We start from the raw sequence: 10365 nt of genomic DNA, 5'->3' as shown, positions 1-10365 counted from the left end.
CTTCCCTCCCCCCCCCCCCCCCCCCCCCCCCCCCCCCCCCCCCCCCCCCCCCCCCCCCCCCCCCCCCCCCCCCCCCCCGGTCTGTGCGGCACGGCGACCGCCCCGGCGGCCGTGTTCAGCGGACACCGCCCATGACCCGGGCGAACTCCTCCGGGTCGGCGTCGAAACCGCGCAGTCGCAGCACGAACGACCAGGCGCCCGAGGCGTCGCGGGTGAACTCGGCGACGGTGGCCGCGGTGGCGGAGGGCACGGACGCGAAATCGCTCTCGACGAGGTCGCTGTGGCCCTCGCGGATCCGGAACCCCGTGCCGGCGATGTCGGCGAACGTCTTCGCGCGTCCCCCGGCACCCGTGTCCGCGCCCACGCTCTGGATGACCACACCGACCACCACCCGGTGCAGCTCGGACCCCATCCGGTCCAGCTCGAAGGTCATCACCTCGTCGAAGCCGAAGCCCTGGCCGGTGTGGCTGTCCCGGTTCAGGCTGATGGTCCCGTCGGGCGAGCGGCTCCCGAAGTGGACCAGCTGGACCGGCGTGCCGTGGAGGTCCGCGGCGCCGTAGACCGCGGCGACGATGTCGAGGTCGCTCGCGGGCGTGCCCGCGGGGCTGGGGTCCCACCGCAGTGCGAACTCCACCTTGGCCAGGCCCTTGCGTACACCAGTCACCGAACTCCCCCTTCGTTCAACAGGACTTGCCCCCGCATGATCCCACGGGCCCCCGCCGCGGTCCGAAGGACCGTACGTTCTCGGCCGGTCACCGGTCGCCGTCCTGTACGGGTTTGCCCGGCCCCGGCGCGTTCCCGAGCGGCGTGACCGCCACGCGGGCGGGGGCACCAGGTGGACGAAGACGCGCGCGGCCGGCTCCCCGGCCCAGTCGGACAGCGGCCGCTCGTCCCGGTAGACCTCCTGGTGCATGGCGCCGCCGACGCCGAGCCCCATCGCGGGGGCCGCGGGCGGCCCCGTCCTGCCCACAGGACGGGACGCACCGGGAGCCGCGCCCGGCCGCGCCGGCATCGGCGCGGGCACCGGGCCGCCGTAGCCGGCCAACGAACCGGCCGAACCGGCCGAACCAGTGGAGCCGGTGGAGCCGGGAGCGGGCGGAGCCCCGTAGAGGCCCACGCCCCCGAGCGGCCGGGGCGGCGCCAGGCGCGCCCGCCCGGCCTGGTGCCACATCGCTTCGCGCAGGTACACGGGCAGCATCACGCCGCCCTTCGCCAGCCACTCGGGCGGCACCGTGTCGGGGTGGTCCTCCACCCGTCGCAGCGGGAACTCCCCCAGCCCCGGCGGCAGTGCGTGCGTACCCGATTCAGGGAGCCGCAGGGTCCGGATGAACCTGATTTGCACCCCTTCGCCCAGGAGCAGCGCGTTCCCGTCCACGCGTACGGACCCTGTTCCCGCGCCCGCCCCTTTCTCCTGCACCGGCCCGGTTCAACCGCAGGATCGGCGGCTGAACCGGATCGTTATCCTCAAGTTTCGCTCAAATCTAGTGACGCTGCGCCTGCGGGCTTCCTAGCTTCCTCGTACACACGTCTCGACGTCACCGACGTTTCCGCGGTTCCACTTGCCCCGGCGATCCCGGTGGCACATTCCGCGTTACCCCAGGAAAGAGTGCAGCATGAAGGTTCCCCAGGCCGGTGCGGTCGCCGCAGTGATCGCCATCGCCCTGACCGCCTCCGGGTGCGTCTTCGGCGAGGACGAGGACCAGGGGACCCTCTCCATCGGCATCAAGTTCGACCAGCCGGGCATCGGCATGCGGGAGACCGGCGGCACCTTCTCCGGCTTCGACGTGGACGTCGCGACCTACGTGGCCAAGGAGCTCGGCTACAAGGCGGACCGGATCGAGTTCAAGCAGGTCCTCAGCAACGACCGCGAGCTGCTCCTCCAGTACAACGAGGTGAAGTTCGTCGTCGCGAGCTACTCGATCAACGAGAAGCGCAAGGAGAAGGTCGACTTCGCCGGCCCGTACTTCGTCGCGCACCAGGACCTCATGACCCGCGCCGACGACACGTCCATCAACAAGGCCGAGGACCTCAACTCCAAGACGATGTGCTCGGTGACCGGCTCCACCTCGGCCGAGAACCTCAAGAAGAACCTCGCCCCCAAGGCGGCCCTGCTGGAACTCGGCGGCTACTCGGACTGCGTCGTCGCCCTCCAGGAGAGCCGGGTCGACGCCATGACCACGGACAACGCCATCCTGGCCGGGTACGCCGCCCGCAAGGAGAACCAGGGCAAGTTCAAGCTGACCGGCCAGAGCCTCAGCAACGAGAACTACGGCATCGGCGTCAAGAAGGGCAACAAGGAACTCCAGCGCAAGATCAACGACGCGCTGAAGAAGATGGTCCAGGACGGCTCCTGGGAGACGGCCGTGAAGAAGAACTTCGGCCCGAACTACAAGTACGAGCCGGCGCCGGCGATCACCACGGTCGGCTGACGCCCGCCGGGGCAGGGGGCCGCTCCCCCCGCCCCGGCCCGGGCCCCGGTGGTCAGACCACCGGGGCCTTGCTGCGCAGTACGGTCAGGAACTCCCTCATCCAGCGCGAGTGGTCGGGCCAGGCCCGGGCCGAGACCAGGGTGCCGTCGACCACGGTCTCGGAGTCCTCGAACTCGGCCCCGGCCGCCTTCATGTCCAGCTCGAGCGCCGGATACGCGGTCACGCGGCGGCCGGTCAGGCCTCCGGCCGCGGCGGTGATGAGCGGCCCGTGGCAGATCTGCGCGATCGGCTTGTCGGACTCGGCGAAGGCCGCCAGGATCCGCCGCACCTCGGGATCGTTGCGCAGGTACTCCGGCGCCCGGCCGCCCGGGACCACCAGGGCCGCGTAGTCCTCCGTGACCACGTCCGTGAAGGCCAGATCGGCCGGCCAGGTGTATCCGGGCTTCTCGGTGTAGGTGTCGAAGCCCTCCTCGAAGTCGTGGACCACGAACCGCAGTTTCTTCACCTGCGGGGCCGCGATGTGGACCTCGTAGCCCTCCTCGCGCAGGCGCTGGTATGGATACAGGACCTCCAGCGATTCGGCCGCGTCGCCGGTCACGATGAGGATCTTCACTGCCATGGGCTGCTCCCGTTGGGGCTGGTCGTGGTCGCCGCGGCCCCGCCCGGGGCCACCGCTACCCTGCCCGCGGCGGACAGCCGGCACACACGAAGATCCCCCACTGTCGACACGTGGTTTTCACCTGTTCGGCACATGACAATGTGACCCTCGCTCTGCCACTGACACCCCGCCAATTCCCCGGGCGGGGACGGTGCGTATGGAGAGGTACCCCCCACCCGATGAGAATCTCGCGCCTGACCCCCTGGGCGGTCGCCCTCGCCGCCGCCGCCCTGTTCGCCGTACCGGCGGCCGCGTCCGCCGGCCGGCAGCGCACGGCCACTGCCGAGAACGCGACGGCCGCCGCCGCGGCGGACCCGTACGCGGACTACTACGCGAGCGCCCAGGGCAAGACCGGGGCCGCGCTGAAGACCGCCCTGCACAACATCGTCAAGAACCAGTCCAAGGTGAACTACGACGGGGTGTGGAACGCCCTGAAGGTCACCGACCAGGACCCGGCGAACCCCGACAACGTCATCCTCGTCTACTCGGGCCGCTCCCAGTCGAAGTCGACGAACGGCGGCGGGGTCAACGACTGGAACCGCGAGCACGTCTGGGCCAAGAGCCACGGCGACTTCGGCACCGCCACCGGCCCGGGCACCGACCTGCACCACCTGCGCCCGGAGGACGTGACCGTCAACAGCACCCGGGGCAACAAGGACTTCGACAAGGGCGGCAGCCCGGTCAGCGAGGCCCCCGGCAGCCTGACCGACGCCGACTCCTTCGAGCCGCGCGACGCGGTCAAGGGCGACGTGGCCCGGATGCTGCTCTACATGGCCGTCCGCTACGACGGGGGCGACGGCTTCGCCGACCTGGAGCTGAACGACAGGGTCAACAACGGCTCCGCGCCCCTGTTCGGCCGGCTCAGCCTGCTGAAGCAGTGGAACCAGACGGACCCGCCGGACGCCTTCGAGCAGCGCCGCAACCAGGTCATATTCGACACCTACCAGCACAACCGCAACCCGTTCATCGACCACCCGGAGTGGGTCAACTCCATCTGGTGACCCGGTGCGGCCGCCGTCTCGGCGGCCGCCCCCTCCGGCCGTCCCGTCAGGCTGTCCCGTCAGGCCGTCCCGTCAGGCCGTCCCGTCCGGCCGTCCCCGCTCAGAGCCGGTCGGCGAGGGCCTGGAAGCCGGACCAGGGCAGCTGGGGTGCGCGGGAGTCCCAGACCTTCTGGGAGAGCGCGGCCAGCGGCAGCCGGATGCCGTCCGCCACCTGGGCCTGGGTCTGGGCGCCGGACAGGTCGGCCCAGACGGCGAGGCGCCCGCCCAGGATCTGGTTCGCGTACGAGGCCGGGACGGCGGTGGTGCCGCGCAGGACCAGCGGGTTCCACTCCTCGTAGATCCGCCGGCCGGTGGGGTAGGTGAACTGGTTCGGCTCGCCGAGCACGTAGTACAGGTACTCGTCGTTGAGGTTCACCAGCTTGCGGCCCTCGCGCAGGTACTCCAGCGGCGGCCGGGCGCCGATCTCCTTGCCGGTCCAGTACTCGACCTGGATGTCCTTGGCCGCGCTCGTCACCCCGCCCGCGAAGAAGCCGTCGTTCCACGCCTTGAGCGCCTTGCCGGACGGGCGGACCACGTCGGCGCGGTCGTTGAGCCAGCCCGTGGCCAGGTCCTGCACGCGCGCCGAGGGGCCGTACCGCTGCTGGGCCGCGCGGGCGAGCTGCGGGAAGGAGGCCTGCGGGTCCCGGTAGACCAGCGCCTGGTACTCGTCTGCGCCCAGGTGCCAGGCCCCGCCGGGGAACAGCGGCTGGTACTCGCGCAGCAGTTCGTCGACGAGCTTCGCGGCCGCCGGGTTGGATATGTCCACCGCTCCCTTGACCGCCCTGCCCTGTACATCACGCAGTTGCAGGTCGGGGTGGGCGCGCAGCACCGCGCCGAGGTGTCCGGGCGAGTCGATCTCGGGAACCACCGTGATGTGCAGCCGGGCGGCGAGCGCCGTGATCTGGCGGACCTGCGCCTTGGTGAGGTGCGGATTCGAGACGATCTCGGGGTGGGTGTCGGACTGGATGCGGAAGGCCTGGTCGTCGGAGAAGTGCAGGCCGAGCTGGTTGAGTTTGAGGTCGGCCATCTCGCGCAGCCGGTCCTCTATCCAGTCGGGGGTGAAGTGCTTGCGCGCTATGTCGAGGTTGAGGCCGCGCTGGGGCTTGGCCGGGGCGTCGTTCACCGTGCCCTCGGGGGCCGAACCGGCGCTCTTCACCGCCTGCTTGAGGGTGCGGGTCCCGTAGAAGACCCCGGCCTCGTCGGGGCCCTTGATCCGGACCGTGCCGTCCTTCACGGTGAGGGTGTACGACTCGGGCTTGCCCGCCCCCTCCACGGAGAGCTCCACATCGCCCGCGCGCGGCGCCGTCGAGTCGCCGTACTTGAGGCCCAGTTCCCCGGCGAGCAGCTTGGCCTCGTCCGACAGGGCGGCGGCGTCGCCCTGCGCGACGACCACGCGGGCGTCGGGGGCGGGCTTCCAGCCGGGGCCTCGGGCGGGCACGTGCTCCCGTACGGCGGGGATGGTGCGCGGGGCCGTGGACAGGGCGTAGGACGGCGTCGGGGTGGGAGCGGGCGGCGGCGGGGCGGCATCCGTCGGCGCGGCCGCCGTCGTGGAGGAGCCGGGGGCGGCGGGGGCGCGCGCCTCGTCCGAGGCGGCCGTGCAGCCGGGGACGGCGAGGGTGACCAGCGCGGCGGCCGTTGCCGTCGCGATGGTCTGGACCCTCCTGTGAAGCCTCGGTTTCCGCATCATGCACCTGTGTCCCCCGTACCCAACCTGGCACGGGGGACACGGGCGCGCGACCCGGGGGCCTCAGACCAGAGCTCTCGGACTGGGCGTCTCAGACCAGGGCGTCGAGCGCCGCGGCGGCGAAGGCGTGGTCCTGCTCGGGGGCCGCGCCTCCGACGCCTATGGCGCCCACGAGCCGGCCGTCACGGTGGACGGGCAGCCCGCCCGCGATGAACAGCAGGGGCCGGTCCAGGGCCGTGGGCAGCGTGTGGAGGGGACCTCCGGGACGGACCGCTTCGACGAGGTCGGCGGTGGGCGCGTTCAGCTGGAGGGCCGTGTAGGCCTTGCGGGTACTGGTCTCGCCGGAGATCAGTACGGCCCTGTCGTCGCGCCGGAAGGCGAGCAGGTGGCCGCCGGCGTCGAGGACGGTGACGCTGACCGTGACACCGGCCGCTTCCGCGGCGGTCTTGGCGACGCCGACGAGCAGCTCGGCGTCCTCGGTGGTCAGGGCGGCGACGGCGGTGCGGGTGGGGGTGGGGGCGGACATGGTGGTTTCTCCTTGCGGGGGTCGCGTACGGGGAACAGGGGGTGGATCAGTGGCGGGCGGGTGCGGCGGCGGTCGCCTCGCGGGCCGCGGCGGACGCGACCACCCGGCCGGCGCCGGCGGCGGCAGCACGCCCGGTCGTACGGCGTTCCAGTGCGCCGGAGGCGAGGGCGAGCACCAGGGCGGAGGCGGCCAGCGCCGCGCCGACCCAGTTCGGGGCGGTCCAGCCGAGGCCGGCGGCGATCACGAGGCCGCCGAGCCAGGCGGCGAGCGCGTTGCCGAGGTTGAAGGCGCCGATGTTGACGGCGGAGGCCAGGGTGGGCGCCCCGGCGGCCTGGTCCAGGACCCGCTTCTGGAGCGGCGGCACGGTCGCGAAGCCGAGGGCGCCGATCAGCACCACGGTGACGGCGGCGCCGGCCTTGGTGTGGGCGGTGAGCGTGAAGACGGCCAGGGTGACGGCGAGCGCGCCGAGGGACACGTACAGCATCGGCATGAGCGCGCGGTCGGCGTACCGGCCGCCGATGAGGTTGCCGGCGACCATGCCCAGGCCGAAGAGGACGAGGAGCCAGGTGACGGAGGAGTCGGCGAAACCGGCGACGTTGGTCATCATCGGGGTGATGTAGGTGATCGCGGCGAAGACGCCGCCGAAGCCGAGGACGGTCATCGCCATCGCGAGCAGCACCTGGACGTTGCGGAAGGCGGCGAGTTCGCGGCGGATCCGTACGCCGCCCGCGGGCCGGGGAAGTTCGGGTACGAGCCGGGCGATGCCGAGCAGACCGGCGACACCCAGCGCGGCGACGATGAGGAAGGTGACGCGCCAGCCGAGGGTCTGCCCGACGAGGGTGCCGAGCGGGACGCCGACCACGTTGGCCACGGTCAGGCCGGTGAACATCATGGCGATGGCTCCGGCCTTCTTCTCGGGGGCGACGAGCTCGGCGGCGACGACCGCGCCGATGCCGAAGAAGGCGCCGTGGGCGAGGGAGGCGACGACGCGGCCGGCGAGCATGACGCCGAAGGAGGGGGCGAGTGCGGAGAGCACGTTGCCGGCGATGAAGAGGCCCATGAGAAGCATGAGCATGCGCTTGCGGGGGATGCGGGTGCCGAGCACGGTCATGAGCGGGGCGCCGAGGACGACGCCGAGGGCGTAGCCGGTGACCAGGAAGCCCGCCGTGGGGATCGAGACACCGTACGCGCCGGCGACCTCGGGGAGCAGGCCCATGATGACGAATTCGGTGGTGCCGATCCCGAAGGCCCCGACGGCGAGGGCGAGGAGTGCGAGAGGCATGGGGGGAGGTGCCCTTCAGGGGAGGGAGTGGTGCGGGGGCGGTCCGTCCGCCAGCACGGTTGCGGTCGCTGCTTACGTGCGTCCACATTAATTGCAGACGCGGGATATTTGCAAGCGCGGGCTATTGCAGGCGTGGCCTATCCTGGGAGTCACACCGCTCGCACGGCACGCTTCGACGGAGGAAGCCCATGACGGCCACGGACAGCGCGCTCACCGCCCTTTCCCAGGGCTGGTGCGCCCTCTCCCTCCTGCACGGGCGGATCGAGTCGCACATCGAGCGGGCCCTGCAGGCCGGGCACGGCCTGAGCGTGCGCGAGTACTCGCTCCTCGACGTCCTCAGCCGCCAGCACAACGGGCCGGGCGGGCACCTGCGGATGCACCAGGTCGCCGACTCGGTGGTGCTCAGCCAGAGCGCGACGACCCGCCTGGTCAGCAGGCTGGAGGACCGCGGCCTGCTGAACCGCTACCTCTGCGACACCGACCGCCGGGGCATCTACACCGACGTGAGCGAGGCGGGCCTGGCATTGCTGGCCGCGGCCCGGCCCACGAACGACACCGCGCTGCGCGAGGCCCTGGACGAGGCCGCGCGCAACCCGGAGCTCGCCCCGCTGGTGTCGGCCGTGGAGAACCTCCGCCGCTGAGCCGGGCGGGCTCCCCTAGCGCGGACCGCCGGTGGCCGGCGGTGAGGAGGTGGCCGCCCGGCCCGACGGGGTGGAGGGGACCGCCGACGGCGAGACCGACCCCGCGCCCTTCGGCGCGGCGGATGACGAAGGGCTGGGGCTCACGGACACGGCCGGTGGCGACGACGGCGACGGCTGCCCCTGGCTCCCCGACGCGTCCACGCCCGGGCTCGGCTCCGCCGGCCCGGCGGACCGCTGCGACGGCGACGGCGAGGACTCCGGCGACGGACGTGACGGGCCGGGGCCCGTGACCTTCGGCGGGGTGGCCGGCGGCGTCGGGCCGGGCGCCGGATCCGGGGCGAGCAGCAGGTAGCCGATCCCGGCGGCAGCGGCCGCGGCCAGCCCCGCCAGGGGCAGCGCGAACCGCCGCAGCCTTTCCACGGGCAGCCGCCTCACCTGCGGTCCGGGCGGATCCGCGGGGCGCAGCCGGCGGACGTCGATGCTGTCCGCGCGCGCGTCGAGGGCCTGCCGCAGCCGCCGCTCGACCGGGCGTTCGGCGAGGCGTTCGCCGTCTCGCGTCATATCCGTCCCTCCAGAATCCGTTCCAGCGCGTCCAGGCCGCGGCTCGCGTTGGACTTGACCGCTCCCCGGCTGATCCCGAGGGTGGCCGCGATCTCCGCCTCGCTGAGGTCGGCCCAGTACCGCAGCACCAGGACCTGCCGGCGGCGCGGTGTCAGCCGGCCGAGCGCGGTGAGTACCTCGCGGTGCGCCTCGTCCAGGACCACGTGGTCCTCGGCGGACGGTACGTCGACGGGCGGAGGCGGGGTCCAAGCCCGTACGGTGCGCCGGCGGCGCAGGACGGAGCGCGAGGTGTTGACGACGGCGGTGCGCAGGTAGCCGAGGGCGTTGTCGACCTCGGCTATCTGCTCCCCGTGACGCCGGTACAGGGCCGTGAAGGCGTCCTGGACCACGTCCTCGGCCGTGGCCAGGTCGTCGACGAGCAGCACCGCCAGCCGGACCATCCGCAGCCGGTGCGCGTGGTAGAGCTCCGTGACGGTGGGCGGCTGCGGCTCTCCGTGGCCGGCGCGCCCGTACGTGTGCGAGGACCCGTACGAGGGCCCGTACGGGTCCCCGTACGGGCGCGGGGAGGCCGGCGGGGCGGAACGCTCGCCGCGCAGCAACGACCACAGGCCCCGCCACGCCCGGCCGAAACCGGGCGTGAGGGGGCTGACGGGTGGTGCGAGGTGGAGCACGTAATTCCTCAGTTCGCGCGGCGCCGCACGGCGTACAGGGCTGCCGCGCCGGCGAGGACCAGGCCGGCGGCCCCCGCCCCCAGGGCCGTGGTGGTCGAAGAGGAGCCAGTATGCGCGAGCTCGGCGCCCTCGGCGGCGGGGCCCGGCTCGGACGGGGAGGCACTGGGCTTGGGACCGGCCGTTCCCGGGCTCGACGCGGAAACGCTGGGCGCGGCGCTGGGGGCCGCGCTCTTCGCCCCCGAACCCGCGCTCGGCGGGGCGCTGACCGAGGGAGAAGGCCTGGCCCCGCCCTCGCTGGGCGAGGCACTGGCCGGGACGCTGACCGCCGGAGCCGGCGCGGACGAGCTGCCGCTCGCGGCGGAGGCCGGTCCGGCGAGGGAGACGGCCACCGCGGCCGCGGCGGCGGTGACGGCCGCCCGGCGGACGGCCAGGGGGACGCGCTGGACACGCTTCAGGTTCTTCAAGGTGGTTCTCCACGGTCGGGTCGAGGGCACGGAACCGCGCCCTTCACCCCCGCACGACGCGCGACCCCCCGGGAGGTTGCCGCCGATCCGGAAAAAGTTCCCGGCCGGTTTCCGGCCTGGTCGTCACCCGCGGCCGGGGCTGGTTCAGCCACGGGGGCCGGCCGCCGCAGCCGGTGGCCGCGCCCGCGCTGCTGTGGCTGGTGCCGGGAGCGGAACACCCCTACGGACCCGATCCGCTGACCGGCTGGGACGAGTGCTTCGTGGACTTCGCCGGGGCCGCCGTGGCGGCGTACACCGGCCTGGGCTACCGCACTCCGGACCGCCCGCCGGTGCCGCTCGGCGGCACGGCCGGGGTGCAGCACGCCGTCGACGGGATCGTCCGGGCCGCCCGGCGCGGCGGACCGCTGCT

11 protein-coding genes and 1 pseudogene are annotated in these 10365 nt (G+C 73.2%); 4 read left to right on the top strand and 8 right to left on the bottom strand.

What is annotated here, in order from left to right; all coding sequences use genetic code 11:
- Positions 1-115 precede the first annotated feature (115 nt).
- A complete protein-coding gene (locus tag ACZ4VT_RS17585) occupies positions 116-1375 on the bottom strand; it encodes a TerD family protein (protein ID WP_467950554.1) in 1260 nt (419 codons plus the stop codon).
- A gap of 238 nt (positions 1376-1613) precedes the next feature.
- Between ACZ4VT_RS17585 and ACZ4VT_RS17580 the strand changes: the two genes are divergently transcribed.
- Entirely contained in the window at positions 1614-2429 is an 816-nt protein-coding gene (locus tag ACZ4VT_RS17580; protein WP_362804934.1) for a glutamate ABC transporter substrate-binding protein, read from the top strand.
- Between the two features lie 52 nt (positions 2430-2481).
- Here ACZ4VT_RS17580 and ACZ4VT_RS17575 read toward each other — a convergent pair whose 3' ends face one another.
- On the bottom strand, positions 2482-3048 hold the full coding sequence (locus ACZ4VT_RS17575; protein ID WP_362804937.1) for a DJ-1/PfpI family protein: 567 nt from the start codon (positions 3046-3048) through the stop codon (positions 2482-2484).
- Positions 3049-3266: 218 nt separating this feature from the next.
- On the opposite strand from ACZ4VT_RS17575, the gene ACZ4VT_RS17570 reads away from it, so the two are divergent.
- Positions 3267-4088: an endonuclease I family protein gene (locus ACZ4VT_RS17570; RefSeq protein WP_467950551.1), complete on the top strand. Its 822-nt coding sequence runs from the start codon at positions 3267-3269 to the stop codon at positions 4086-4088.
- Positions 4089-4188: 100 nt separating this feature from the next.
- Here ACZ4VT_RS17570 and ACZ4VT_RS17565 read toward each other — a convergent pair whose 3' ends face one another.
- The 3 genes from ACZ4VT_RS17565 to ACZ4VT_RS17555 form a co-directional block, all read right to left on the bottom strand.
- Positions 4189-5811: a beta-N-acetylhexosaminidase gene (locus tag ACZ4VT_RS17565; protein WP_467950634.1), complete on the bottom strand. Its 1623-nt coding sequence runs from the start codon at positions 5809-5811 to the stop codon at positions 4189-4191.
- A 91-nt stretch (positions 5812-5902) separates the two neighbouring features.
- Positions 5903-6337 carry a GlcG/HbpS family heme-binding protein gene (locus ACZ4VT_RS17560; protein WP_467950549.1) on the bottom strand — a complete coding sequence of 145 codons (435 nt, stop codon included), beginning with the start codon at positions 6335-6337 and terminating at the stop codon, positions 5903-5905.
- Positions 6338-6383: 46 nt separating this feature from the next.
- Positions 6384-7619 carry an MFS transporter gene (locus ACZ4VT_RS17555; RefSeq protein WP_467950548.1) on the bottom strand — a complete coding sequence of 412 codons (1236 nt, stop codon included), beginning with the start codon at positions 7617-7619 and terminating at the stop codon, positions 6384-6386.
- Between the two features lie 188 nt (positions 7620-7807).
- On the opposite strand from ACZ4VT_RS17555, the gene ACZ4VT_RS17550 reads away from it, so the two are divergent.
- Entirely contained in the window at positions 7808-8260 is a 453-nt protein-coding gene (locus ACZ4VT_RS17550; protein ID WP_351300388.1) for a MarR family winged helix-turn-helix transcriptional regulator, read from the top strand.
- Positions 8261-8275: 15 nt separating this feature from the next.
- On the opposite strand, the gene ACZ4VT_RS17545 is transcribed toward ACZ4VT_RS17550, so the two are convergent.
- Genes ACZ4VT_RS17545 through ACZ4VT_RS17535 form a run of 3 tightly spaced genes read right to left on the bottom strand, consistent with a single transcriptional unit; the run spans position 8276 to position 9956 of the window.
- Complete coding sequence (locus tag ACZ4VT_RS17545) at positions 8276-8821, bottom strand: hypothetical protein (protein ID WP_467950546.1); 546 nt, start codon at positions 8819-8821, stop codon at positions 8276-8278.
- On the bottom strand, positions 8818-9492 hold the full coding sequence (locus tag ACZ4VT_RS17540; RefSeq protein WP_467950544.1) for an RNA polymerase sigma factor: 675 nt from the start codon (positions 9490-9492) through the stop codon (positions 8818-8820). The genes ACZ4VT_RS17545 and ACZ4VT_RS17540 overlap by 4 nt, the downstream gene beginning before the upstream one ends.
- An 8-nt stretch (positions 9493-9500) precedes the next feature.
- Entirely contained in the window at positions 9501-9956 is a 456-nt protein-coding gene (locus ACZ4VT_RS17535; RefSeq protein ID WP_467950543.1) for an LAETG motif-containing sortase-dependent surface protein, read from the bottom strand.
- Positions 9957-10072: 116 nt separating this feature from the next.
- On the opposite strand from ACZ4VT_RS17535, the pseudogene ACZ4VT_RS17530 reads away from it, so the two are divergent.
- A pseudogene (locus ACZ4VT_RS17530) lies at positions 10073-10357 on the top strand (AraC family ligand binding domain-containing protein); the annotation flags it as partial.
- Positions 10358-10365: the final 8 nt, after the last annotated feature.

The sequence above is a fragment of the Streptomyces sp. NPDC029164 genome (genome assembly GCF_055563995.1).
Note: the sequence above shows the minus strand (reverse complement) of the source record. Positions and strands in the feature narration are given on the sequence as shown.